The sequence below is a fragment of the Shinella yambaruensis genome (assembly GCF_050859155.1).
Taxonomy (GTDB): Bacteria; Pseudomonadota; Alphaproteobacteria; order Rhizobiales; family Rhizobiaceae; genus Shinella; species Shinella yambaruensis.
The window spans coordinates 40925-66815 of record NZ_CP150639.1 but is presented as its reverse complement, the minus strand read 5'-3'; the positions used below and the strand labels follow the sequence as shown (position 1 = coordinate 66815).

General features: G+C 66.5%; 22 protein-coding genes. 10 read left to right on the top strand and 12 right to left on the bottom strand.

The window, feature by feature from the left end; all coding sequences use genetic code 11:
* Positions 1–26: 26 nt before the first annotated feature.
* Positions 27–215, bottom strand: coding sequence for a hypothetical protein (locus tag WMC41_RS22710; RefSeq protein WP_432348937.1), 189 nt, complete (start codon positions 213–215; stop codon positions 27–29).
* 219 nt (positions 216–434) lie between these two features.
* Here WMC41_RS22710 and WMC41_RS22705 point away from each other — a divergent pair, with 219 nt between their 5' ends.
* Complete coding sequence (locus tag WMC41_RS22705; RefSeq protein WP_432348935.1) at positions 435–1328, top strand: helix-turn-helix domain-containing protein; 894 nt, start codon at positions 435–437, stop codon at positions 1326–1328.
* Positions 1329–1334: 6 nt separating this feature from the next.
* On the opposite strand, the gene WMC41_RS22700 is transcribed toward WMC41_RS22705, so the two are convergent.
* On the bottom strand, positions 1335–3467 hold the full coding sequence (locus tag WMC41_RS22700; RefSeq protein WP_432348934.1) for a TonB-dependent siderophore receptor: 2133 nt from the start codon (positions 3465–3467) through the stop codon (positions 1335–1337).
* Between the two features lie 294 nt (positions 3468–3761).
* Between WMC41_RS22700 and WMC41_RS22695 the strand changes: the two genes are divergently transcribed.
* From WMC41_RS22695 to WMC41_RS22675, 5 genes are read left to right on the top strand one after another with little or no spacing between them, the layout of a single operon-like run.
* The gene (locus WMC41_RS22695) at positions 3762–4754 is read left to right on the top strand and encodes an iron-siderophore ABC transporter substrate-binding protein (protein WP_288079065.1); all 993 of its coding nucleotides are present in this window, start codon (positions 3762–3764) and stop codon (positions 4752–4754) included.
* Positions 4751–5794 (top strand): FecCD family ABC transporter permease, encoded by a 1044-nt coding sequence (locus WMC41_RS22690; protein WP_432348932.1) that lies wholly within the window; start codon positions 4751–4753, stop codon positions 5792–5794. Before WMC41_RS22695 ends, WMC41_RS22690 begins: the two co-directional genes overlap by 4 nt.
* A 2-nt stretch (positions 5795–5796) precedes the next feature.
* Positions 5797–6831 (top strand): FecCD family ABC transporter permease, encoded by a 1035-nt coding sequence (locus tag WMC41_RS22685; protein WP_272807588.1) that lies wholly within the window; start codon positions 5797–5799, stop codon positions 6829–6831.
* Positions 6828–7649 (top strand): ABC transporter ATP-binding protein, encoded by an 822-nt coding sequence (locus tag WMC41_RS22680; RefSeq protein ID WP_432348930.1) that lies wholly within the window; start codon positions 6828–6830, stop codon positions 7647–7649. Before WMC41_RS22685 ends, WMC41_RS22680 begins: the two co-directional genes overlap by 4 nt.
* Positions 7646–8710, top strand: coding sequence for a DUF2218 domain-containing protein (locus WMC41_RS22675; RefSeq protein ID WP_432348928.1), 1065 nt, complete (start codon positions 7646–7648; stop codon positions 8708–8710). Before WMC41_RS22680 ends, WMC41_RS22675 begins: the two co-directional genes overlap by 4 nt.
* Before the next feature lie 27 nt (positions 8711–8737).
* Here the strand turns inward: WMC41_RS22675 and WMC41_RS22670 are convergent, their stop codons facing one another.
* The 9 genes from WMC41_RS22670 to tauA form a co-directional block, all read right to left on the bottom strand.
* On the bottom strand, positions 8738–8962 hold the full coding sequence (locus WMC41_RS22670) for a hypothetical protein (RefSeq protein WP_244766205.1): 225 nt from the start codon (positions 8960–8962) through the stop codon (positions 8738–8740).
* Between the two features lie 173 nt (positions 8963–9135).
* Positions 9136–10137 carry a phosphate acetyltransferase gene (gene pta, locus WMC41_RS22665; protein ID WP_432348926.1) on the bottom strand — a complete coding sequence of 334 codons (1002 nt, stop codon included), beginning with the start codon at positions 10135–10137 and terminating at the stop codon, positions 9136–9138.
* On the bottom strand, positions 10137–11174 hold the full coding sequence (locus WMC41_RS22660; RefSeq protein ID WP_432348924.1) for a YeiH family protein: 1038 nt from the start codon (positions 11172–11174) through the stop codon (positions 10137–10139). Before WMC41_RS22660 ends, pta begins: the two co-directional genes overlap by 1 nt.
* A 71-nt stretch (positions 11175–11245) precedes the next feature.
* Positions 11246–13021 (bottom strand): sulfoacetaldehyde acetyltransferase, encoded by a 1776-nt coding sequence (gene xsc / locus WMC41_RS22655; protein ID WP_432348923.1) that lies wholly within the window; start codon positions 13019–13021, stop codon positions 11246–11248.
* 36 nt (positions 13022–13057) lie between these two features.
* Positions 13058–14458, bottom strand: coding sequence for an NAD(P)/FAD-dependent oxidoreductase (locus tag WMC41_RS22650; protein ID WP_432348921.1), 1401 nt, complete (start codon positions 14456–14458; stop codon positions 13058–13060).
* A gap of 17 nt (positions 14459–14475) precedes the next feature.
* A complete protein-coding gene (locus WMC41_RS22645) occupies positions 14476–14862 on the bottom strand; it encodes a nuclear transport factor 2 family protein (RefSeq protein WP_432348920.1) in 387 nt (128 codons plus the stop codon).
* Between the two features lie 110 nt (positions 14863–14972).
* Positions 14973–15800, bottom strand: coding sequence for an ABC transporter permease subunit (locus WMC41_RS22640; RefSeq protein WP_432348919.1), 828 nt, complete (start codon positions 15798–15800; stop codon positions 14973–14975).
* Complete coding sequence (locus WMC41_RS22635; RefSeq protein WP_244766198.1) at positions 15793–16605, bottom strand: taurine ABC transporter ATP-binding protein; 813 nt, start codon at positions 16603–16605, stop codon at positions 15793–15795. The genes WMC41_RS22640 and WMC41_RS22635 overlap by 8 nt, the downstream gene beginning before the upstream one ends.
* Positions 16606–16689: 84 nt before the next feature.
* Positions 16690–17709 carry a taurine ABC transporter substrate-binding protein gene (tauA, locus tag WMC41_RS22630; RefSeq protein WP_432348918.1) on the bottom strand — a complete coding sequence of 340 codons (1020 nt, stop codon included), beginning with the start codon at positions 17707–17709 and terminating at the stop codon, positions 16690–16692.
* 137 nt (positions 17710–17846) lie between these two features.
* Between tauA and WMC41_RS22625 the strand changes: the two genes are divergently transcribed.
* Complete coding sequence (locus tag WMC41_RS22625; RefSeq protein WP_432348917.1) at positions 17847–19325, top strand: PLP-dependent aminotransferase family protein; 1479 nt, start codon at positions 17847–17849, stop codon at positions 19323–19325.
* 35 nt (positions 19326–19360) lie between these two features.
* Here WMC41_RS22625 and WMC41_RS22620 read toward each other — a convergent pair whose 3' ends face one another.
* Positions 19361–20353, bottom strand: coding sequence for a helix-turn-helix domain-containing protein (locus WMC41_RS22620; RefSeq protein ID WP_432348916.1), 993 nt, complete (start codon positions 20351–20353; stop codon positions 19361–19363).
* Positions 20354–20595: 242 nt separating this feature from the next.
* Here WMC41_RS22620 and capB point away from each other — a divergent pair, with 242 nt between their 5' ends.
* The 3 genes from capB to WMC41_RS22605 are packed head-to-tail and all read left to right on the top strand — an operon-like array spanning position 20596 to position 25864.
* Positions 20596–22356, top strand: a complete 1761-nt coding sequence (gene capB / locus WMC41_RS22615; protein ID WP_432348915.1) for a caprolactamase subunit beta — start codon at positions 20596–20598, stop codon at positions 22354–22356.
* Positions 22357–22369: 13 nt separating this feature from the next.
* Positions 22370–24448 carry a caprolactamase subunit alpha gene (gene capA, locus WMC41_RS22610; RefSeq protein ID WP_432348913.1) on the top strand — a complete coding sequence of 693 codons (2079 nt, stop codon included), beginning with the start codon at positions 22370–22372 and terminating at the stop codon, positions 24446–24448.
* Positions 24449–24508: 60 nt separating this feature from the next.
* The gene (locus WMC41_RS22605) at positions 24509–25864 is read left to right on the top strand and encodes a purine-cytosine permease family protein (RefSeq protein WP_432348912.1); all 1356 of its coding nucleotides are present in this window, start codon (positions 24509–24511) and stop codon (positions 25862–25864) included.
* Positions 25865–25891 lie beyond the last annotated feature (27 nt).

Below are 25891 nucleotides of genomic sequence, written 5' to 3'. Positions count from 1 at the left end.
AACCCTCCGGTCCGATTGGGAAAACCTTACACAGCATCGCGATTGATGGGGGCAGACAAACTTTCAATATCGATGCGAATGAACTCGACCGCCGCACCGGCATCCACAACCGGGCGCACAAGGCGCAAGACAAGAAGGACAAATGGGCCAGCGTCATGGCCCACATCAAATTTGCGCTGCCGTTGCGGATGGTTCACCCGGCCGGGCATCGTCATTGCCCGCCCCTGCATTCTGCTCTAAGCATGTTTCAAGCGCGCAAATGGCTCTGGCAGCCCGACCGCTGCCTTGGCGTCTTGCCCTGCCAAAAAAACATGATAGTTTTAATCATCTTTTTTAAGGGGCATAGCGCGCCCAGCAGCGGGGTCGTCGCGCTCCGCCTGACCCAAACGCATGGAGACATGCGAGGACTGCTCGAACATGGGTGGCTTTGAACGGTGAACTACCAGCATACAATGACCTGCCATACAGAAGGCATCAAGGTGCTCGCGCCGGTGAAATGGCGCAGCCTCGATGGGCTGGTGGGCGTCTTCTGGGATGCGGAGGGCTATTCCGGCGCGCGAGGCTACTACCTTTCGCCCGATCCGCGCATCGTGATCTTCTTCAACGACGTGTCGCCGCACATCAAGATGACCAACCGCGAAGGCGGCATGATCGATCATTCCCGCCCGATGACCCGGGCCGTCTACGTGCCGGCCGGCGTGCCGCTCTGGACGAGCTTCACCTCCGCACACCGCTTCTCCCATCTCGACCTGCACCTCCACAAGGACCGCATGCTGCGCTTCCTGTCGCCCGCGGTCGGCACGTCGGCGGCACTCGCCGCCTTGCGCCGGCCGGTGGAGATCCAGGATGTGGGGGCGATCGAGACGCTGGCGGGCCTTCTGGTCGACGAAGTGTCGAACCCGGCGAAACACTCGCTCTATGCCGAGAGCCTGGTCGGCACGATCGTCAGCGGCCTGCTCGACATCCAGGACCTCGGCGGCGAGCTGCAGAACGGCCGGCTCACCCAGGCGCAGATGAACCGGCTGGTCGCCCGCGTCAACGCCCGCAGCGACGGCCGGCTGACCGTCGCGGAAATGGCCGAGACGGTCGGCCTCTCGGAGAGCTGGTTCGCCAATGTCTTCAAGCAGACGACCGGCAAGACGCCGCTGCAGTGGCAGCTCGGCAAGCGCATCGACCTTGCGCAGAAACTGCTGGTCGAAAGCGAGCTGACCATCGCCGACATCGCCGCCCAGCTCGGCTTTTCCGATCAGGCGCACCTCACCAAGGCTTTCCGGCAGATCGCCGGCGAGACACCCGCCGCCTGGCGGCGGGTGCAGCAGGGCCGCTGACCTGTTTCACCAGGTCTGGCGCAGCGTCGCCGAGATCGAGCGGCCCGGATTGTAGAAGTCTGCGCCGAAGCCGCCGTAATCGACATGCTTGCGGTCGAAGAGGTTGGAGACGTTCACTTCGAGGGAGGTGTTCTCGAACACCTTGTAGGTGAAGGCCGCGTCGACGACGAAGTTGCTGCCCGTCTTCACCGTGTTCGCGTCGTTGAAGTAGTAGGAGCCGGTATAGCGGCCGCCGAGGCCGAAGGTCATGTCGCCGCGCTTGCCGTCGCCTTCGAGCAGGTAGTTGACCCAGAGCGAGGCGGTATGCTTGGGCACATGATAGGGCCGGTTGCCCTCATTGCCGGCGGTGCCGTTCTCGACGATCTCGGCGTCGAGATAGGAGTAGCCGGCCGTCAGGCTCCAGTTCGGCGTCAACTCCGCCTTCACCTCAAGATCGAAGCCCCGCACCCGCACCTCGCCGATTGTCTCCTGCAGGTTCGTCGCCGGGTTGGTGCGCGTGATGTTGTTCTTCGTCAGGTCGTAGATCGAGGCCGTGATGAGTGCCGGGAAGGCGTTCGGCTGGTATTTCACCCCAAGCTCGATCTGTTCGCCGCGCTCCGGCTCGATGCCGATGGAGGGCGCCGCGACGGATTCGGCATAGCTGACGAAGGGCGCGATCTCGTCGGTGACGCGATAGGTGAGGCCGATGCGCTTCGTCAGCTCGCTGAAGTCGCCCTCGCTCTCCACACCCGTCAGCCTGTTCGTCTCGCTGAGGTCGAGCCAGTCGTTTCGAAGGCCCGCCGTGACGATGAACTTGTCCCAGAAGGTCAGTTCCTGCTGGATATAGAGCGCCTTGCCCGTCTGGTCGCTGCGCGTGCTGGCGATCAGCGGCAGGTCGGTGGGCCGGCCCGTATAGGTCGGGTTCGTCCAGTCGATGCCGGGCGCCGGCCCCCACCAGGTGTCGTTGTCGCCCTTCATGTCGTTGTATTCGACGCCGACCAGGGTGCGGCTGTCCACCGCGTCGAAACTCGCCTCGTATTGCAGATGCGCGTCGATGATGAACTGCCGGTTCGTGGCCTCGTTGCCGAAGAAGGCGCGCGACGCCGTCGTCGAGCCGTCCGTCGGCGTCGCGGAAATATAGGCGTAGCCGAAATCGGTGTCGGACTTGCTGTAGCGTGCATTCGCGCCGAAGGTCAGGCCCGAGCCGAAATCATGATCGAACATCACGCTGACCGTGTCGCGGTTCGTGCCGCGATAATTGTAGTCCGGCTCGCCGAAGAAGCGGCTGCGGTCGAAATCCGTGCCGACCGGATGACCGCCGCTGCCGGGCACGCCGTCCTTGTTCAGATGATCGTAGACGACGGTGAGGCTGGTCGCGTCCGTCGGCCGCCAGGTGAGCCCGCCCATGAAGAACTTCTCGTCGTCCCGCGAGTGGTCGTATTCCGCGTCCGCATCGCGCAGCTTGCCGGTGAAGCGATAGGAAAGCGTGTCGTCGGCCGTCAGGTTGTCGCCGAAGTCGAAGCCCACTTCCTTGCGGTCGAACGAGCCGCCGGTGACATAGGCCTCGCCGAATTTCTCGCTTCTCGGACGCTTCGTCACATAGTTCACGGCGCCGCCGGGGTCGGAGACGCCGAAGGTCGTGGAGTTCGCGCCCTTCAGCACCTCGACCCGCTCGAAGGCATAGGCCTCCTCCCGCACGCCGCCGAAGGGACGGCCGAGAATGAGCCCGTCGCGATAGGTCGTCGCGTCGAAGCCGCGGATCTTGAAGAAATCGTAGCGGTCGTCCGAACCATAGAAGTCCGTGGTGACGCCGGCCGTATATTGCAGCACTTCCTCGACGGTCTCGGCGCCGCGCAGCTGGATTTCCTTGGCCGTGATGACGGAAACCGTCGCCGGCGTGTTCAGGATTTCCGTCGCCATCCGCCCGCCCGCGGTCGTCTTCTTCGCGACGATCGACTTGGCATCATTGTCGACGCCCGCGGCGGAGCCGTCGCCATCGACGGTGATCGTCTCGAGAACCGTGGTGGAGCCCGCCTCCGCCTGCTGGGCTAACGAAACGGAAGGCGCAAGGGCGACGAGCGCGGTGCAGCCAAGAAGGACCGCGGTCCTCAAGCGGGTGAGAGGCTGTCGATTGGCGGCGCCGGTCGTCTTGATGTCCATCATCGTGTTCCAGAAATTGAAGTTGCGCTCGCCGGCGCACGGCAGGTCATGCCGGACACCAGCCGGAACAAGGATAAACCCCGCGCATCCAGAACCCCCTCAGGTCGATGCGACTGTCCCTTGGAAAGCGGCAATAACTTGAGACGTATTATCCAGTATTGTAGATTTCCATGGTTTTGTACGAAACCCCGGAAACTTCGCCGCTCTCCCGCCGCAAGGTACGCGTTCGCCTTGACGCCGCCCGATGAACCTGAAACGGAAACTCCACTTTAAACGCCCTGGAGGGTTTCGCCAATGTCGCGGCTTTCGCGCTTTCCCCTGATCCTTCTCGCCGCCTGCCTCTGGATCGTGACGACAGTGCGGGCCGCGGACGAAACCACCTATCCGATCGTCATAGAACATGCCTTCGGAACGACGACGATCGCCAGGAAGCCGGAGCGCGTGGCGACGGTCGCCTGGGCGAACCATGAAGTGCCGCTGGCGCTCGGCGTCGTGCCCGTCGGCTTTGCCGCGGCCAATTTCGGCGACGACGACGGCGACGGCCTGCTGCCCTGGGTGGCGGAGAAGCTGAAAGAACTCGGCGGCGAAAAACCCGTCCTGTTCGACGAAGGCGACGGCATCGATTTCGAGGCTGTCGCCGCCACAAGGCCGGACGTCATCCTTGCCGCCTATTCCGGCCTCAGCCAGGCGGATTACGAGACGCTGAGCCAGATCGCCCCCGTCGTCGCCTATCCGCAATCGGCCTGGTCGACCGACTGGCGCGAGATGATCCGGCTCAACAGCACCGGGCTCGGCATGGCGAAGGACGGCGAGGCGCTGATCGCGCGCATCGAGAAGGAGATCGCCGATACGGTCGCGGGCTACCCGGTCCTCAAGGGCAAGTCGGCGATCTTCGTCACGCATCTCGATGCGACCGACCTCAGCACCGTGAATTTCTACACCGCCAACGACACGCGCATAAAATTCTTCGGCGATCTCGGGCTCGTCTCCCCGAAAAGCGTGCTGGCTGCAACGAAGCCGGGGCAGTTCGCCGCCAGCGTCAGCGCCGAACAGGTCGACGCCTTCGACGATGTCGATATCGTGGTGAGCTATGGCGGCATGCCGCTGCTCGACGCCGTGAAGGCCGATCTCCTGCTCTCGCGCATGCCGGCCGTCAGCAAGGATGCGCTCGTCATGCTCGGCCGCGACCCGGTCGGCACCGCGGCCAACCCGACGCCGCTGTCGATCTCCTGGGTGCTGAAGGACTATGTCGCGCTTCTTGCCGAAGCCGCCGGGAAGGCGAAATGAGGCCTGACGCCGCCACGGCGCGCAGCGTGACGGCGCCCGCCGGGCGCCTCCGCCGGCTGCGCGCCCTGTGGCTGCTGCTGGTCGCCGCCGCACTCCTCGTGCTCGTCGCGCTGTCCGTCGCGATCGGCACGCGGGACGTTGGCCTCGGCGATATTACCTCGGCGCTCGGCGGCAAGGTCGAGACGATCGGCGAGGCGGCGGTGGCGATGCGCATTCCCCGCACGTTCCTGGCGCTTCTCGCCGGGGCGGCGCTCGGCCTTGCCGGCGCGATCATGCAGGGCGTCACACGCAATCCGCTTGCCGATCCCGGTATCCTGGGCGTCAACATGGGCGCATCGCTCGCGGTGGTGGTCGGCGTCGCATGGTTCCACATCGAAACCGCCCATGCCTATATCGTCACCGCCATCCTCGGCGCGGGGGCAGCAGCGATCTTCGTCTACATCATCGGCTCGCTCGGACGCGGCGGCGCAACGCCGCTGAAACTGGCGCTTGCCGGCGCCGCGACGTCCGTCGCCTTCTCCTCGCTGGTCATCGCGGTCGTGCTGCCGCGAGCCGACATCGCCGGCGGCGTGCGTGCCTGGCAGATCGGCGGCGTCGGCGGGGCGACCTTCGAGCGGATCTATCCGATCCTGCCGTTCCTTGCGGCCGGCTTCGTCATCAGCCTCCTCTCCGCCCGCAAGCTGAACGCGCTCGCGCTCGGCGACGAACTCGCCGCCGGCCTCGGCGAACACGTCGCAACGACCCGCGCCGTCGCCGCCTTCGGCGCGATCCTGCTGTGCGGCGCGACGACGGCGGTCTGCGGGCCGATCGGCTTCCTCGGCCTTGTCGTACCGCATCTCGCCCGGCTTCTGACCGGCAGCGATCATCGCTGGCTGCTGCCCTTTTCCGCCCTCGGCGGCGCCTGCCTGCTGATCGCCGCCGATATCGTCGGGCGCATCGTGGCGCGGCCGGCCGAACTCGACGTCGGCATCGTGACGGCCCTTCTCGGCGCGCCGTTCTTCATCTGGATCGTTCGCCGCCAGCGGGTGCGGGACCTTTGACCATGCTTGCGCCCCTCGTCGATTCCATCGTCCTGAACCGCCGCCGCCGCGCCCGCCGGCATCGGCTCGTCATCGGCCTTCTCCTTGTGCTGGTCGCCGCGACCTTCGTGCTGACCCTGCTGCTCGGCCAGTCCTTCACCCCGCCGCGGGACATTCTTCGCACGCTGATGGGCGAGGACGTGCCGGGCGTCGCCTTCACGGTCGGCCAGCTCCGGCTGCCGCGCGCCATCCTCGCCATCCTCGCCGGCCTCAGCTTCGGCCTCGGCGGCGTCGCCTTCCAGATCATGCTGCGCAATCCGCTGGCCAGCCCCGACATCATCGGCATCAGCTGGGGCGCGAGCGCCGCGGCGGTGTTCGCGATCGTCGTGCTCGGCCTTTCGGGGCCGATCGTATCGATCCTCGCCGTTTCCGCCGGGCTCGGCGTGGCGCTCCTGGTCTACGCCCTTTCCTTCCGCAACGGCGTTGCCGGCACGCGGCTCATCCTCGTCGGCATCGGCGTCTCGGCCATGCTGGAGAGCGTCATCGCCTACATCCTCTCCACCGCCCCCGCCTGGACCCTGCAGGAAGCCCTGCGCTGGCTGACCGGCAGCGTCAACGGCGCGCAGCTCGGCCAGACCCTGCCGCTCCTCGTCGCGCTCGCCCTCTTCGGCGGCCTGCTGCTCTCCCGCGCCCGCGATCTCGAAGCCCTGCGGCTCGGCGACGACACGGCCGCCGCGCTCGGCGTCCGGGTCGGCCGCACCCGCGTGCTGATCATCATCGCCGCCGTCGGCATGATCGCAAGCGCCACCGCCATTTCGGGGCCGATCGCCTTCGTCGCCTTCCTCTCCGGGCCGATCGCCGCCCGTATCGTCGGCAACAACGGTTCGCTGCTCGTTCCCGCCGCGCTCACCGGCGCGGCGCTGGTGCTGGTCGGGGATTACTGCGGCCAGTTCCTGCTGCCGAGCCGCTATCCCGTCGGCGTCGTCACCGGCGCGCTCGGCGCGCCCTACCTGATTTTCCTGATCGTGCGCGTCAACCGGTCCGGAGGTTCCCTATGAAACCGCACACCCTGCTCGCCAGCGACCTTTCGGCCGGCTATGGCGAAACCCTCATCCTCGACGGGCTGGATCTTGCCGTGCCGCCGGGCAGGATCACCGTCATCGTCGGGGCGAACGCCTGCGGCAAGTCCACGCTGCTGCGCACCCTGTCGCGCCTGCTGCCGGCCAGGAAGGGCCAGGTGCTGCTCGACGGCAAGTCGATCCACCGCATCCCCTCGCGCGACCTTGCCCGCACGCTCGGCCTCCTGCCGCAATCGCCGATCGCGCCGGAGGGCATCACCGTCGCCGACCTCGTCAGCCGCGGGCGGCATCCGCACCAGGGCGTCTTCTCCCGCTGGACGCGCGAGGACGACGAGGCGGTGGCCGCCGCGCTTGCGGCGACGAAGACCGACGACCTTTCGGAACGGCCGATCGACGAGCTTTCCGGCGGCCAGCGCCAGCGCGTCTGGATCGCCATGGCGCTCGCCCAGCAGACGGACCTCCTGTTGCTCGACGAACCCACCACCTTCCTCGACATCAGCCACCAGATAGAGGTGCTGGACCTTTTGACCGACCTCAACCAGACGCGCGGCACGACCATCGTCATGGTGCTGCACGACCTCAACCTCGCCGCCCGCTACGCCGACCATCTCGTCGCGATGACGAAGGGCCGGCTGCATGTCGCCGGCCCGCCGGAGGCCGTGCTGACCGAAGACCATGTGCGGCAGGTTTTCGGCCTCGAAAGCCGCATCATCACCGACCCGACCTCGGGCCGGCCGACCATGCTGCCGATCGGCCGTCACCGCATGATCGCCCCAGCCATCAAGGAGCCCCTATGAACGCCCTCCCGGAATTCAAGCTCACCGGTGTCGCGCTGCCGAAGGATGCGCCCAAGATGCTCGACGAGGTGTGTGAACATTTCGTCGAACATGCCGAGGTGCGACGCACGGAAAACGCCGCGACGCTGACAAGCGAGATCGGCGTCGCCCATATGCGCCTCGACGGCGGTCGGCTCTTCATCGACCTCGCCTGCCCGAGCGACGGGGCGCTCCAGATGAGCCGCACGGTCATCGCCGAGCATCTCTTCTATTTCGCCGGCGAGGACCCGCTGGAACTCACCTGGTCCGAGCCGGCGACGCGCACGCGGCTCGCCAATCTCCATGAGGTGACGGTCGTATCCGCCGAGGACGTGACGCCGCATATGCGGCGCGTCGTCCTCGCCTGCGCGGACGTCAAACCCTTCATCGGCGGCGGCATGCATGTGCGTCTGCTCGTTCCGCCGAAAGGCCGTGCGCCGGTCTGGCCGGGATTGCGCGACGACGGCCGCATCGCCTGGCCGGAAGCCGAGGACGCGCTTCTCGTGCGCGTCTACACGATCCGCGCCGTCGACGCCGAGCGCGGCGAACTCTGGATCGACTTTCTCCAGCATCCCCTGTCCGGCGTTCCGACGCCCGGCGCCGATTTCGCCCGCGATGCGCAGCCGGGGGACAGGCTCGCCCTGCTTGGCCCCGGCGGCGGTGACCTGCCGCAGGCCGGGACCATCTTCCTTGCCGGCGACGAAAGCGCCCTGCCCGCCATCGCCCGCATCGCCGCCGAAGTTCCGGCAGGCACGCGCATGCAGGCGATCATCGAGGTGGCGGATGCCGCGGAGGAACAGCCGCTGCCCACCGCCGGAACGCTCGACGTGCGCTGGCTGCATCGCACGACCTATGCCGCGGGCGCCAGAAACGTGCTCGCGCGGACGACGATAGAAGCACTCTCCGCCGTCGACGGCGACACCTTCGTCTGGGTCGCCTGCGAGCGGGAGGACGTCCGGCTCGTCCGCGCCTTCCTCAAGGGCCGCGAACACGACCGCAAGCGCATCTACGCCGCATGGTACTGGGAGCGCGACAACACCTGACGGCGGGCCTTCTTCCTGCCGGCCACGCTATTCGTCTTCCTCCTCCTCGTCGGAAGACAGCAGATCGACGAGCATGGCCACCCTGCCCGACGGCAGATGGCGGCCCTCTCCCATGAAGGCCTCGTCATTGTTGATCCACGCCCATGCCTCGGCAAGCTCGGCTTGCGTGGCTCCCGTCGCAACGACCTCGGTCACGAGCGTTTGATCGACCGGACCAAGGACGGCGGCGACGTCCTGCGAAGTCATCGTCATTTCCCGTTCTCCCTTGTCGCATCCGCGATACCTGTCGAATATGGCGCCGCCAGCCCGAAAGTCCATTTTCTCGCGCCTGGAAATTCGGCCGCGACGCCGAGCGCTGCGGTCGGCTCGTCGATGAGGGTCAGCGTAGTGGCGACGCGCTGGGACGAAGGCATCCGCCTGGCGCGTCACGGGCTGGAACCGGCCTGCACCACCGTGACGGCGATCATGTGGAAAACGTCGTCGGCATTGCAGCCGCGCGAAAGGTCGTTGGCGGGCTTGGCAAGGCCCTGCAGGATCGGGCCGATGGCGGTGGCACCGCCGATGCGCTGGGCGATCTTGTAGCCGATATTGGCAGCATCGAGGTTCGGAAAGACAAAGACATTGGCCTCGCCGTTGAGCGCCGACCGCGGCGCCTTGGCGGCGCTGACGGCCTCGACGAAGGCGGTGTCGAACTGCAACTCGCCGTCGATGACGAGGCCCGGCGCGGTTTCCTGCGCGAGCCGCGTCGCCTCCACCACCTTGGAGACGCGCTCATGCGCGGCGCTGCCGGCCGTCGAGAAGGAAAGCATCGCCACCTTCGCCGGCTTGCCGGCCAGCGCCTCGAAGGAGCGCGCCGAGCTGACGGCGATATCGGCAAGGCCCGCGGCATCTGGATCGACCACGAGGCCGCAATCGGCAAAGACGAAAGCGCCCTTCTTCACATGGTGCGAGGCGCACAGCATCATCAGGAAGAAACTCGACACCAGGCCGACACCGGGCGCACGCCCGATGGTCTGGAGCGCGGCACGCACCGTATCGGCGGTGGTCGCGACCGCCCCGCCCACCGTGCCGTCCGCCTCATCCTCGCGCACCATCATGGCGGCGAAGACGAGCGGCGTGCGCACCGCCGCGGCCGCCGCCGCTTCGTCCACGCCCTTGCTCCTGCGGAGCGCGTGATAGGCGGCGACAAGACGCGGCGTGAGCGCGGACGATGCCGGGTCCTCGATACGGATCTCCTCCGTCCCGGCGCCGGCCGCCGCCAGCCGCTCTTCGACGGTTTTCCGATTGCCGACGAGCGTGATCGCGGCAATACCGGCGCGCACGGCACGCAAGGCCGCCTCGACGACGCGCGGATCCTCCCCCTCGGCGAGCACGATGTGGCGCGGCGCGGCTTTCGCGGCTTCGAGAATGCGGTCGAGCGGTTTCATCAGGCGTGTCCCAGATAGTGAATGCCGACGAGGATGAAGAGGGCGATGAAGACGGTCTCGGCGACGATGAGCGCGACGGCATCGCCGCCGACATCCAGCACCCGGCGCAGCGACGTGCGCATGCCGACGGCGACGATGCCGGCGAGCAGCGCCCAGCGCGAGGTCTCCATGCCGGCCGTCGCGACCAGTTCGGGAACGAGGCCGAAGGAGTTGAGCGCGGCGAAGACCAGGAAGGCGACGACGAAGCCGGGCAAGAGCGGCGGGCGTTTTCCCGCCTCGCCCTCCGGCTGCGGCACGCTGCGCAGCGAGAGCGAATAGACCAGCACGACCGGCGCCAGCATGGTGACGCGGATCAGCTTGACCAGCGTCGCCGTCTCCCCCGCTTCCGGCGAGACGGAAAAGCCGGCACCGACGACCTGCGCCACGTCATGGATCGTGCCGCCGAAGAAGATACCGGTCGCCCGCGCATCGAGCCCCATGGTCTGGGCGATGATCGGATAGGCGATCATGGCGAGCGTCGAGAGCACGGTGACCGAGAGCACGGTGAAGATCAGGTTGCGCTCGGAGAACTCGTTCTTCGGCAGCACGGCGGCAATCGCCATCGCCGCGGAGGCGCCACAGATGGCGACGGATCCGCTGGTGAGCAAGGCAAGCCGCCAGCCACGGCCGAGCAGTTTCGCCGCAAGCAGGCCGAAGCCGATGGTGGCGACGAGTGCCGAGACGAGCAGCAGGATGGTGCCGGCGCCGAGTCCGATCAGGAGATCGACGCTGATGCGCATGCCGAGCAGCGCGACGCCGATGCGCAGCACATGTTTGGCGCAAAAATCGATGCCGGCGACACAGCGCCCCTCTTCCGAGAGGAAATGGAAGGCAATGCCGAGCAGGAGCGCCATCAGCATGGCCGGTGCGCCATAGTGATCGGAGAGGAACTGGGCGGCGACGGCCACGGCGGCGGTGACGGCAAAGCCCGGCCAGTAGGCGGCAAAGCCGGAGGGCATGCCCCTGAAACGGTCTTGGACGGAGGCGGTGAAGCTCATGATGTCGTTCCGTTGCTTGCGGAAACCTTGCCCGCCCGGACTTCCCGAGCGGGACATGGATCATGGGGCGATCAGGCCCGCTTCTGCGGGCGCATGTCGGCGCGGTCGATGCCGGCGACCGGCACCGGCTTCTTCATGGCGTCGCGGCGGAAGGGTTCGCCGAGTTCCTGGTTGAGGATGACCTCGACGAAGGTCGTCACGCCGTTCTTCTGGTCGGCGATGGCATTCGCCAGCGCCTCGGTGAGGGCCGCCGGCGTATCGACGGCGACGCCCTTCAGCCCGCAGCCCTCGGCCACCTTGGCGTAGCTGAGATTGGGGTTGAGCTCCGTGCCGACGAAGTTGTTGGCGTACCACAGCGTCGTGTTGCGCTTTTCCGCACCCCACTGGTAGTTGCGGAAGATCACCATGGTGATCGCCGGCCAGCCCTCGCGGCCGATCGAGCCCATCTCGTTCATCGAGATGCCGAAGGCGCCGTCGCCGGCGAAGCCGACGACCGGCACGTCCGGGCAGCCGATCTTGGCGCCAACGATCGACGGGAAACCGTAGCCGCAGGGGCCGAACATGCCGGGCGCGAGATACTTCCGTCCCTGTTCGAAGGTCGGGTAGGCATTGCCGATCGCGCAATTGTTGCCGATGTCGGTGGAGATGATCGCCTCCTTCGGCAGCGCCGCCTGGATCGCCCGCCAGGCCTGGCGCGGCGACATGCGGTTCGGCTCGCGGTTGCGGGCGCTTTCGTTCCATTCCGTGCCGACATCGTCGTCCTCGTGGTCCATCGAGGAGAGCTGCTGCTGCCAGGCCGAGCGGGTCTGATGGATCGCCGCCTTGCGCTCCTCGCGGCCGGCATCGCCGGCAGAGGGGAAGAGCTGTTCCAAGATCTGGCCGGCCACCTGCCTGGCGTCGCCGCAGATGCCGACCGTCACCTTCTTGGTGAGGCCGATGCGGTCGGCGTTGATGTCGACCTGGATGATCGCGGCATCCTTCGGCCAGTAGTCGATGCCGTAGCCCGGCAGGGTGGAGAACGGATTGAGGCGCGTGCCGAGCGCCAGCACGACGTCGGCCCTGGAGATCAGCTCCATCGCCGCCTTCGAGCCGTTGTAGCCGAGCGGGCCGACCGCAAGACGATGGCTGCCCGGGAAGGCGTCGTTGTGCTGGTAGCCGCAGCAGACCGGCGCATCGAGCCGTTCGGCGAGCTTCATCGACGCGCCGATCGCCCCGCCGATGACGACGCCTGCCCCATTGAGGATGACCGGGAACTTCGCCTCCGACAGCAACCTTGCCGCTTCGGCGATCGCCTGCGGGCCGCCGGCCGGGCGCTCGAAGCGCACGATGGAGGGCAGGTCGACATCGATCACCTGGGTCCAGTAGTCGCGCGGGATGTTGATCTGCGCCGGGGCACAGCCGCGCCAGGCCTTCTCGATGACGCGGTTCAGCACTTCGGGAATGCGCGAGGGGTCGCGCACCTCTTCCTGGTAGCAGACCATTTCCTTGAACATCGCCATCTGGTCGACCTCCTGGAAGCCGCCCTGGCCGATCGTCTTGTTGGCGGCCTGGGGCGTCACCATCAGCAGCGGCGTGTGGTTCCAGTAGGCGGTCTTGATGGCCGTGATGAAGCCGGTGACGCCGGGGCCGTTCTGGCCGATGGCGATCGACATGGTGCCCGTCGCACGGCTGAAGCCGTCGGCCATCATGCCGGCATTGGTCTCGTGCGCGCAGTCCCAGAATGTGATGCCGGCCTTGGGAAACAGGTCCGACACCGGCATCATGGCCGAGCCGATGATGCCGAAGGCATGTTCGAGCCCATGCATCTGGAGGACTTTGACGAAGGCTTCCTCGGTGGTCATTTTCATGGCTGCTTCCTTTCCTTCGGAATTGGTTTCAATGGGTTAGAGGATTTCGTCGCGCAGGTAATACCAGCGGTACATGCCCCACTGGCCGAGCCTACGGAACGGCGTCAGGAGCCCGTGGCTCGGCAGCGGCGAGGTGAAGATGGGAAGGTCGAGGCCGGCGCCCTTGCCGGCGACCATTTGCGCCATGCGGCGTCCGGCCTGCGCCGAATACATGACGCCGTTGCCGCCATAGCCCATGGCGTAGAACAGTTTCTGCGCGGGGTCCGGCTGGAAGATGCGGGGCATCATGTCGTGGCTGACATCCACCCAGCCCCACCAGGAGTAATCGATCCCGATGCCGCGCAGGATCGGGAACTTGCGGTAGAGCCCGTCGAGCAGCAGCGCGAGGTGTTTCGGGTTTGCGGCGTCGCGCCCGGTGATGGCGCTGCGGCTGCCGATCTGCACCCGGCCGTCCGGCAGCATGCGATAGTAGTGGCGGAGCGTGCGCGTATCGGTGAGCGGAATGCGCGCCTTGAAGTTCAGCGCCTGCTGCTCGCTCTCCGTCAGCGGCCGGGTGACGACCGAGTTCGACAGGATCGGCATCAGCCGGCGCCGGGTCAGCACGTTCATGCCGGGGGACGTGTAGCCGGCCGTGGCGATGCAGACGGCGCGGGCGCGCACCGTGCCGCCGGGCGTGCGGAGATAGTGCACGCCGCCCTTCGCCGTGCAGTCGAGCACCGGGCTCGACGTGTGCACCCTCGCGCCGAGCCGCCGCGCCAGGCGGAGATAGCCGAAGGCCAGCTTTGCGGCGTGAACACCCATGCCGTCCGGCTCGTACATGGCGCCGCGCGCCTCCGCATCGCGCACGAAATCGCTGTGGATCTCCCCGCGCGAGACCATGCGGGCGCGATAGCCGAAGGTCTCGTTGAGGACGCGGACCTCGCTTTCCAGCGCCGGCAGCACCTTGTCGCGATGGGCGATATAGAGATGGCCGCCGTCCTGCGGGTCGCAGTCGATCCCGGGTTCACGGATCAGCGACCGGAACAGGTCGAACCCCTCGGCGATTTCCGCATGCATCCTGCGCGCGACGTCAACGCCCCAGCGGGCGATCCATTGCGAGCGCTTCAGGCGGCCGGCGGAAATCTGCGCCTGCCCGCCGTTGCGGGTGCTGCATCCCCAGGCAACCCCGTTGGCCTCCAGCACCGTCGCCTTGATGCCGTGCTCGCGGGCGAGATGGATGGCGCAGGAAAGGCCGGTATAGCCGGAGCCGATGATCGCGACGTCGACGTCCATGTCGTGTGTGACGGGGCCGTCGTCCTCCGGCTCGGGGCCGGCCGTGCCGATCCAGTAGGTCGGCGCGTAGTCCTTGCCGGTGCCCGGGGTCGGAGCCGTTTCCGGATCATAGGCGGGATCGAACGGCGCCCTGCCGGTCTTGGGAGGAATGGTGCGCAATTGCATGGCCGTGCTCCGAGCGTTCAGTACCGGGGTTGCAGGACCGGCCGGTTCTTCCGGAACGCCTGCTTGCGGACGATCTTGCCGTTCGCGAAGGTGAAGAGGTCGCAGCCTTCCGCCTCGATGCGGCTGCCGTCGGCCGCCGTGCCGCGGAAGGTCCATTCGGAGACACCCCGGTCGCCGGCCGTAAAATGGCTGTGACCGGCCCATTCGGCATCCGGCATCGCCGTCCAGACGCCGTTGAAGGCCTCGGCGATCGCCCTGGCGCCCTCGATGCGGTTGCCGTGGACGTCCGGGCCACCGACCGCGTTGAACACGCAGTCCTCGGCGAAGAAGTGCATGACCCCATCGATGTCATGCCGGTTGAAGGCGTCGAACAGGGTTTTGAGATCGGTTGCGCTGAGTGTCATTGGGCAGTCCTCTGGCTTGTCGCAAGGCATGGCTCCGCCGGAGACGGGAAAGGCCGTCTTCAAAGGCCGCCGGGGCCGGGTCGTTGGAGTGTCGGGTTGTCCGCCGCCGGTTAGATGCGCCCCTTCCAGGGGATCAGCGTCTTTTCGAGGTAGCGGATCAGGAGATCGAAGGCGAAGGCGAAGAGGCCGATGATGAAGATGCCCATGATCACCGTATCGCTTTCGAGGTTTTCGGCGGCGTTCAGCACCATGAAGCCGAGACCGCGGTTCGCGGCGACCATTTCGGCGGCTACCAGCGTCGTCCAGCCGACGCCGATGCCGATGCGCATGCCGGTGAAGATCTCCGGCAGGGCCGCCTTCATGATCACCTGACCGATGACCTGGCCGCGGGTGGCGCCCATCGCATAGGCGGCATGGATCTGCTCCGTCGAGACCGAACGCACCCCGGCCCTCGCGGCGATCGCCATCGGCGCGAAGATCGCCAGATAGATCAGGAACACCTTCGGGAACTCGCCGATGCCGAGCCAGATGATGACGAGCGGCAGGTAGGCGAGCGGCGGCAGCGGGCGGTAGAACTCGATGATGGGATCGAAAAGGCCCCGCACGAAACGGTTGACGCCCATCAGGATGCCGATCGGCACCGCCGTGACCAGGGCCAGCAGGAAGGCGCCGAAGACGCGGCCGATACTGGCCATCGTGTGCTGCATCAGCGTGGAGTTCGAGACCCCTTCCGTCATCGCCAGCCAGAACTTCTCCCAGACCGAGAGCGGCGAGGGCAGGAAGAGCGGCTTGACCCAGCCGGATTCCGTCACGAGGAACCACAGTGCGACGAGCACGGCCGCCGTCACGAAGCTGATCAGGCCGCTGCTGCCGTCACCGGGAGCCCCGAAGATCTTGCCGGCCTTGGCGGGCTTGGCGCGCGTCACTCTGTCAAGCATGGGCCACCTCCGGGTTGCCGGACGCACGTTCGTCGCCGTAGATGATGCCGAGCACTTCCTCGCGCATGCGGATGAATTCCGGGCTCGACTTGATCGCGCGGGCATTGCCTTCGGCAAGGAAGCGGCGGTTGAAGTCGAGTTCGTAGGTATGGGTGATGCGGCCGGGGCGCGGCGACATGACGATCAGCCGCGAGCCGAGGAACAGCGCCTCCTCGACGCTGTGCGTGATGAAGAAGAACATCTTGTTGGTGAGCTGCCAGACCTCCAGCAGGAGTTCCTGGATGGTTTCGCGCGTCAGCGCGTCGAGTGCCGCCATCGGCTCGTCCATCAGCAGCATGGCGGGGTCGCAGGTCAGCGCCCGCGCGATGCCGACGCGCTGCTGCATGCCGCCCGACAGGTGATAGATCATGTGGCGGTGGAAATCCTGCAGGCCGACGAGAGCGAGGTTCTTGGTCGCGATCTCCCGCCGCGTCGCCTTGTCGACGCCGCGCAGCTTCAGGCCGAATTCCGTGTTCTCGATGACGTTGAGCCAGGGCAGCAGCGCATGCTTCTGGAAGACCACGCCGCGCTCGGCGCCCGGCCCGTTGACCCGGTGGTTGCCGAGCGAGATATCGCCTTCCGAGGGGGCCATGAAGCCCGCCATGAGGTTGAGCAGCGTGGTCTTCCCGCAGCCCGAAGCGCCGAGCGCGACGACGAAATCCCCGCTCTTGATGGTAAGGTTGACGCCTTTCAGGGCGATCACCGCCTGGTCCGAGTACAAGCCCGGATAGGTCAGACTGATGTTCCTGACGCTGAGTGTTTCCATGAGAAATGCCTCCCTGCACCTCGGTCACGGGTCTGGTGGACACACCGGCCGCGAAAGGCGGCCGGTGCAAGCGGCAAGACTATGCTATTTCGCAGCCGCCTCGGCGAAGCTCCCATTCACGTAGGGCGCATAGTCGTCCAGCGACTTGCCGATCTGCTTCTGCTCGACGAGGAACTTCGCGCTCTCGGTAAGCGCGCGGGTCGCCCCGCCGCCGAGCCATGTGTCGGAGGCCTGCTCGTCCGCGTTCGGGAAGGAGAGCAGCTCCAGCGCCTCCACCGTGCTCGGACCGTCGCCGCCGATGAGCTTGACGATACCCTGCACCTGCGGCGAATCCACCGTCCAGGCGGCCTTGTTGGCATTGTAGTCGGCGTAGGATTCGGCAAGAACCCTGGTGAAGGCCTCCATCAGCTTGGGGTTCTCCGCGGCCCAGGCCTTGTCGACCACCAGCCCGTCGAAGGTCGGCACGCTGGCGGCGCCGATGACCTCGGAATCGGAGATCACCTTGCCGGTCTTTAGGATTTCCGACAGGGCCGGCGGCCAGACATAGGCGGCGTCGATATCGCCGCGCTGCCAGGCCGCGACGATCTGCGGCGGCTTCAGGTTGAGGATCTCCACCTCGCGCGGATCGATGTTCCACACCTTGTTCAGGCCGACGAGCAGGTGGAAATGCGAGGTCGAGACGAAGGGCACGGCGACCTTCTTGCCCTTGAGGTCCGCCGGCGTCTCGATGCCCGAGCCGTCACGGGCGACCAGCGCCTCGGACTTGCCGATATTGTCGAGGATCCAGAAAAGCTGGAGCTCGACGCCGCGCGTGGCCGCCGCCGCCGTGCCGGTCGAGCCGATCACGCCGATCGGCACGTCGCCCGAGGCGAGCGCCGTCGTGATGTCGCCGGCCGACGAGAACTGGCGCCAGTCGATCGTATAACCCGCCTCCTTGGCGGCCGCGTCGAAGCGGCCATCGGCGATGGCGGCGACGAACGGGCCGACGATCTGCTGATAGCCGACGACCAGACTGGTTTGTGCGTAAGCGGCGCCTGACGCAAGAAGGCCTGCCAGAAGGCCGGCAGTGGTGGCCAGGCGATTGAAATTCTTGAAAAGCATCATCGTTCTCCTCATCGATTGGTGCTTGAGCCGGCTGCCCCGGTCTTCTTGACAAAAGTGATAAATGCCGCACCCCGCTTGCGTTATATCCAGTTTGGAAGTTGAATAAATCCAGATTGCCTCCTCGCAGCACGGACGCCATGCGCACCAACGTTTCCGAGACGATCTTCTTCATCGACCGGGAGAGCGGGCTGGGCCTCCAGGCGCAGTTGCGGGAAACCGTGGTCTCCGCCGTGCTTGCGGGCCGCGTCCAGCCCGGCGCGCACCTGCCCTCGACCCGCAAGCTCGCCGACTACCTCCATATCTCTCGCATCACGATAACGCTCGCCTATCAGGAACTGGTGTCGCAGGGCTATGTGGAGGCCGCGAACCGCAGCTCCTACCGCATCGCGAGCAATCCGCCGGGCAAGGGCCTGGAAAACGACCGCCCGTCGTCCGGTTCGGCCCCGGTGGACTGGGCGGGGAAGATGAAGATGGGTTTTGCGGTCGTACGCCAGGTGTCGAAACCGCTCGACTGGCGGCGCTACCCCTATCCCTTCCTCTATGGCCAGATGGACCCGTCGCTGTTCGACCTCAACGCCTGGCGCGATTGCGCCCGCCGGGCGCTGGCGCGCGAGGATTTCATCCTGATGGCAAGCGATTTCGCCGCCGCCGACGATGTCAGGCTCGTCAACTACATCTGCTCGCGCACCCTGCCCCGGCGGGGCATCCATGCGAACCCGGACGAGGTCCTCATCACCGTCGGTGCACAGAACGCCTTGTGGATCGTCACCCGCCTTATCCTGGACAAGGGCTCCAGGGCGGTCTGCGAAAACCCCTGCCATCCCGATATCAGCGCCTCGCTGCTGCTCAGCGGCGCCAGGGTCACGACCGTGGACGTCGACGGCGAGGGCCTGCCGCCGGACGACCTGCCGGAGGATACCGACGCGGTCTTCGTCACGCCGAGCCACCATTCGCCGACGGGCGCGACCATGCCGATCGACCGGCGCACGCGGCTGCTGCAGGCCGCGGCGGAAAAGGACTTCGTCATCGTCGAGGACGACTACGAGTTCGAGATCAGCTATCTTGCCCCGCCCTCGCCGGCGCTGAAGGCCTTCGATTCCACCGGGCGCGTGCTCTATATCGGCAGCTTCTCGAAATCGCTGTTTCCCGGCCTGCGGCTGGGCTACCTCGTCACGCCCGCCTCGTTCATCCGCGAGGCGCGCGCGCTCCGCTCCCTGATGCTGCGCCACCCGCCCGGCCACCTGCAACGCACCAGCGCCTATTTCCTCGCGCTCGGCCATTACGACGCCGTGCTGCACCGCATGCGCACGGAATACCACAAGCGCCACGTCCTCATGGCCGAGGCGCTGCGGCGGGAGGGACTGACGATCGCCGGGTCCTCCGCCTTCGGCGGCACGTCCTTCTGGATGGAGGGGCCGGAAGGGCTGGACGCCGACCGGCTGGTGCACGAACTGCGCCAGGACGGCGTGCTCGTCGAATCCGGCTCGCCGTTCTTTCCGGAGAGCGACAGGCCCTGTCGCTATTTCCGCATGGGCTATTCCTCGATCCCGCGCGCCAACATCGTCGAGGGCGTTTCGCGCGTACGGGCCTGCATCGACCGCCTTGCAGGCGGGTAAGCCGCCGGCCAGGCAGACGCTTGCCCACCGGGTTCCTATGAAAGCGCGGACTTGGCCGGCCCCGCGGCACCCTGCTGGCCGGCCCGGGCCTTCTCGCGGAATTCGCCCGGCGGCACGCCGAACTCGGCCTTGAAGACGCGGGAGAACTGCGTCTGGTCGCCGAAACCCCAGCGATAGGCGATCTCCGCCGCCGTCTGGAAATTGCCCGGATCTTCCAGCGCTTCCCGGCAAGCCATCAGCCTCTGGTCGCGGATCCAGCTGCGAACCGTCTGGCCCGTATCGCGGAACAGTTCGTGCAGGTAGCGGGTGGAAATGCCGCAGGCCCGCGCGATACGCTCCGGGTCGAGGCGGAAATCCTGGAGATTGGCGCGCACATAGGCCTCGATGCGGGCGAGATGCGCGCCGCGCACGGTGGAATTGCCCGAGGTCAGCACCCGGTCGTCCGCCTTGATCGCCAGCACGAGCAGATCGACGAGCTGGCGCCCGACGGTCACGCGCGCCTCCTGCGTCATGCCGTCGAAGCGGGCGGGCAGGAGATGCAGCATGTCGGTGAAGAGGCCGCCGGCCCCGTTGTTCGCCTCGAATTGCAGGGTGCAGAAGCGGTCGGGCGCGCGCATGCGGCCGGCCAGCGCATCGGCCTCCACCTTCAGCACCCACATGTCCGCCGGCTCGGCATGGCTGAACTGGTAGGGCTCGCTGCTGCGCTCCAGGAAGAAGCCGCCGGGCGGGCACTTGATGTCCTTGCCGCACTGGGAAAAGAACACTTCCGCCTTGGCCGGCACCGTGACCAGGAATTCCTCGTCGCGCGCGGCGCGGAAATGATGCGGCAGGCGATGATACTGCAAGGCGTCTGACGTGAGGCGCGAGATCGAGACGTCGCCGAACTGCCAGGTCGTCAGGTCGCCGGAAAACCGGTCGGCGTCACGAAAGCGCAGGTCGAGCGGAAAATAGGCCGAGGCGATGGCCTCGTGCCAGTGGCGGCTGCGATCCGGCGCGCGCGTCGCGCTTGTGGTGATGCTCGTCTTCATGCGGCTTGCCCTCTTCGAACAAAGGTACGCACATGATTTTCGCCAGGCAACGAAAATGACAGCTTGTGCGCCCGCGCGCAATTCGTCGTTCCCGCGCTGCAAAGACCGGAGCCGAAAACTCTGCCTAGATTGACCCCGGCTTCAACGGTGCGACAGATACCGGCGGCTCAAGGGAACAGTCACATCAGCACTTCCAACGGTTTCCAGGCCGTCGGTTCTCGCCCTCAACCAGCGTGAACACGATGAACCATACCCAGACTTCAAAGGTAGACCCGATCACCCTTTCGGTCGTGCGCGGCATGCTCGAGACGACCCAGCGCGAAATGACGCTCGCGCTCGAAAAGACGGCGCGCTCGTCGGTCTTCAACCTGGCGCACGATTATTCGACGGCACTGTTCAACGCCCGGCCGGAGATGATCCTGCAGGGCCAGGACATCCCGATCCATCTCGGCTCGCTCATCCCCGCCATGAAGGCGGTGGCCGCCTTCTTCGGCGACGACATCCACGAGGGCGACCTCTTCCTGCACAACGACCCGGCCTTCGGCGGCAGCCACGCCATCGACACCTGCATGTACAAGCCGGTCTTCTACAAGGGCGAACTCGTCTACTGGACCGTCTGCAAGGGCCATCTCACCGACATCGGCGGGCCCGTTCCCGCCGGCTACAACCCCAACGCCACCGAGATCTACGCCGAGTGCCTGCGCATTCCGCCGGTCAAGATCTGGGACCGCGGCACGCCGCGCAACGACGTGCTCAACATGATCCTCACCAACATGCGCGCCCGCCGCGACCAGGAGGGCGACTTCCGGGCGCTGATCGGCGCCTGCCAGGTCGGCGAGCGCAACCTCATCGCCATGCTCGACAAATACGGCAAGGAGCAGGTCGATGCCTGCGTCGATACCTTGCTCGACATGGCCGACCGGCACATGCGCGCACTGATCGCGACCGTGCCCGACGGAACCTACGAGGGCTCAGCCATCCTGGAGGATGCCGGCCACGGTTTCGGCGATTTCGAGATCAAGGCGACGGTGACGGTCACGGGCGACAGCTGCCACATCGCGATCGCCAGCCCGCCGCAGGTCCCCTATTTCATCAATTCCTACGAAGGCAACTCCCATTCCGGCGTCTATCTCGGCCTGATGATGTTCGCCGCCCTGCCGCCGCCCTACAACGAAGGCCTCTATCGCTGCGTCAGCCTCGATTTCGGGCCGAAGGGCACGCTCTGCAATGCGCAGGAACCCGCCCCGCACATGAACTGCACGACGACGCCGATGGAGACGCTGACCGACGCCGTGCGCCTCGCCTTCGAAAAGGCGATGCCGTCGAAGGTCTCCGCCTCCTGGGGCCACGCCAACGGCCTCAACATCGCCGGCCGCGATTCCCGCACCAACGAGGAATTCGTCACCATGGTGCTCGCCACCATCATCTCCGGCGGCGGCGCGACGCCCAAGCAGGACGGCTGGCATGCCGTCGGCCCGGAATGCTGCTTCGGCGCGCTCACCTCCGGCGACGTCGAACTGCTCGAATATTCCTACCCCATCGTCATCCACCGCTATTCGCTGATGACCGATTCCGGCGGCGCGGGGAAATTCCGCGGCGGCTCCGGCACCGCCTGGGAGGTGGAACCGCTCAACGGCGACATGCTGTGCATCGGTTTCGGCGAGGGTCGGCGCATTCCCGCCATGGGCGCGGCGGGCGCAAGATCGGCGATGGTCGACACCAAGGTCGGCCGCGTGGAGCTGCGCCGCGATGGCAGGGTCGAGGTCGAGCGCAAGAACATCATTGAGACCATCAAGCCGGGCGAGACCATCACCAACCTCAATCCGGGCGGCGGCGGCTACGGCAATCCCTTCGAGCGGCCGGTTGAGATGGTCGTGTGGGACGTGCGCAACGGCCTCGTCTCCATCGAAGGCGCGCGCGCCGATTACGGCGTCGCCATCGCCAACCCGCAAACCCTCGCCGTCGACGTCGCCGAGACCGCGCGGCTGCGCGCCAGTGAATAAAGGAAGACCAGACATGACCATGCATTCCTACCGTCTCGGCATCGACGCCGGCGGCACCTTCACCGACTTCGTTATCGCCGATCGCGCCAGCGGGGAGGTCAAGCTGTTCAAGGCGCTCTCCACGCCCACCGACCCGACGAAGGCCATCGAGAACGGCCTCGGCCTCATCGCCGCCGATCTCAGGAAGCCGATCGAGGAGATCATCGCGAGCTGCGACCTCTGCATCAACGGCACGACCGTCGGCCTCAACGCGCTGATCACCCATCGCGGCGGCAGGACGGGGCTGATCTGCACCGCCGGCCATGAGGATTCCATCGAGATCCGCAACGGCCACAAGGAGGACGGTTTCCGATACGACCCGGATTATCCGGCCGCGACCATGCTCGTGCCGCGCTATCTCCGACGCGGCGTGCGCGAGCGCATCCTGTCCGACGGCTCGGTACGCACCCCGCTGCACGAGGAGGACGTACGCGAGGCCTGCCGCCTGTTCCTGAAGGAGGGTGTCGAGACCGTCGCCATTTCCTTCGTCTGGTCGGTGCTCGACCCGAGCCACGAACGACGCGCGGCGGAAATCGTGCGCGAAATGATGCCGGAGGCCATCCTCACCGTCGGCGGCGAGCTTTACCCGCAGGTGCGCGAATACACCCGCACCTCCACAGCCGTCACCAACGCCTATCTCGCCCCCGTCATGCGCCGCTACGTCGCCGCCGTCGACGCCTATTTCCGCAAGCTCGGCGCCAAGCAGCCGGTGCGCTACTTCCAGTCGAACGGGGGGCTTGCGGTCGGCCAGGTGATGACCGACCGCTCCGTCTACGCCATCAATTCCGGCCCGGCCTCCGCGCCGCAGGCGGGGCTCTATGCCGGTGCGCCCTTCGACCACAAGAACGTCATCACCGTCGACATGGGCGGCACCTCCTTCGACATCACACTCACCCGCAACGGCCAGACCAACCTCAACAAGAACATCGACTTCCTGCGCTACCGCATCGGCGTGCCGATGATCCAGGTCGAGACGCTGGGCGCAGGCGGCGGCTCCATCGGCTGGATCGATCCGCTCGGCCTGTTGCAGGTCGGCCCGCAATCGGCGGGCTCCGAGCCCGGCCCCGCCTGCTACGGCCGCGGCGGCACGGAACCGACCACTTCGGACGCCAATCTCGTGCTCGGCTACCTCAACCCGGAAGGCCTGCTCGGCGGCAAGCTGCCGCTCGATATCGAGAAGGCACGCGCGGCGATGGCGCGCGTTGCAGAACCGCTCGGCATCTCCGTCGAGCGGGCGGCCTACGGCATGTTCGCCATCGTCAACAACAGCATGGTCAACGGCATCCGCCGCGTCTCCGTCGAGCGCGGCTACGATCCGCGCGATTTCGTGCTGGTCGGCGCGGGCGGGGCGACGGCGGCGCATATCACGGCGCTGGCGGGCGAGATGGGCATCGACACGATCATCCTGCCGAAACTCGCCTCCGGCCTCTGCGCCTTCGGCCAGATCATCTCCGACGTCAAATACAACTACATGGCTCCCGCCCCGGTGCGCCTCGACAATGCGAGCGCCTACCAGCGCATCGACAGCCTGTTCCGCGAGATCGAGGAGAAGGGCGTCGCGCATCTGAAGGCGGACGGTTTTGCCGACGACGCGATCGCCATCAAGCGCTCCATCGACATGCGCTATGTCGGCCAGGTGCATGAATGCACGGTCGATATCGGCACGTTCCCGATCGACGAGACGACCATCGAAAAGGTCAAGGACGCCTTCCACGCCCGCCACGAGGAACTCTACACCTATGCCGAACGCCACAGCGTGGTCGAGGTCGTGAATCTCGAATCCACCGTCTACGGCCTCATCGAGAAGGTCCGCCCGCCGAAACTCGCCGAAGGCGGCGACGGGAAGGCGGCGCTCAAGGGCTACCGCGAGGCGATCTTCGACCAGTCCGGCAAGGCGATCTCCACGCCGATCTATGACGGCGCGAAACTTGGCGCGGGCGCCCGCATCGCGGGGCCGGCGATCATCGAGGAGGTGACGACGACCATCGTCATCGAGCCCGGCTGGACGAGCGTGCTGCATGAAAGCGGCAGCTACCTGCTGACGCGCACCTGAGCCAATGGCCCCGCCGCCACCGGCAGGGCCGCATCACCTGCAACAATCGAGGGGAACAAGATGGCAGGCAACCTATCGGCAACCGAAGCCGACAATTCGGATTTTTCCAACGTGGCGGTCCCGCCGCATGCCCGCATGCCCAGGGGCGCCTTGACCATGGCCTGGTGGGCGGTGTGCAGCGCCGTCTTCTATATCGTCGTCGGCGCGGCGATGGCGCTCAATTTCGGCACGCGCAACGCCATCATCGGCATCGTGCTGTCGGTCATCGCCTATGGCGTCGTCAATGCGGTGCTGAGCCGCTTCGCCATCCGCACCGGACTTTCCGTGGCGCTGTTCTCGCGCGTCCTCTTCGGCAATGTCGGGGCGGGGCTGGCGACGCTGATCTTCTGCGCCACGGCGATCTACTACGCCGTCTTCGAGGGCTCGGTCATCGCCGTCGGCATCAACACCGTGCTGCCGTCGATCTCCTATCCGCTCGCAGCCCTGATCGTCGTGCTCTACAGCGTGCCCCTGATCTTCGGCAGCATCCAGACCTGGCTCGACAAGTTCAACGGCGTGCTGCTGCCCTTCTACATCCTCGGCCTGATCGTCGCCGTCGCACTCGCCATCGGCGAATACGGCTACAGCGACAAGTGGCTGAGCCTCGGCCCGGAAACCGGCGCGCCGGTCGGCGGCTGGTGGTCCTGCTTCGTCTATTACATGGGCGTCTGGGTGCTGATGATGTTCACCTTCGACTATGCCCGCTTCGGCCGGCAGGAGGACGCCGGCTATCACGCCTGGTTCAACTTCGGCACGCCCTTCTATGCCGTCGCCTTCCTGGTCAGCGGGCTTTTCGGCATGTTCATGATCGGCACCGTGCCGGATCTCGGCGCGCTCTCGGAGGTCAGCGTGCTGCTGGCGCTCCTGAAGCTCATGGGCATCTGGGGCCTCGCCTTCGTCTGGGTCACCCAGACGCGCATCAACACGGCGAACTACTACCTTGCCGCCGTCAACCTCGAAGCGCTGGTGCAACTCTTCGGCCGCCTGCCCTTCGGACGCGTCGGCTGGGCGATCGCGGTCGGCATCATCGTCTATCTCCTGATGCTGGCCGACGTCTTCGCCTACCTGCTCCAGGCCCTCGCCTACCAGGGCATCTTCGTCGTCGCCTGGGTCGCCGTCGCCATGGCGCATATCCTGATCGACCGCTACAGCACGCTGGTGGGGCCTGCCATCGAATACCGCTCCAGCCATGTGCCGGCCTTCAATCCGCTCGGCATCAGCGCCTGGTTCATCGCCGCAGCGGTCGGCATCCCGCTGCATGTCTGGGGTGGCACCTATGCGGAGCTCTCGGCGCCGGCGACCGCGGTCCTCGCCTTCTCCATCTATGCCGCGGGGCTGATGCAGGCGCGTCGCTCCTGGTTCCTGGTGGCAGGCTGAGCCCAACGGCCGTGCCCCCTTCTTGCG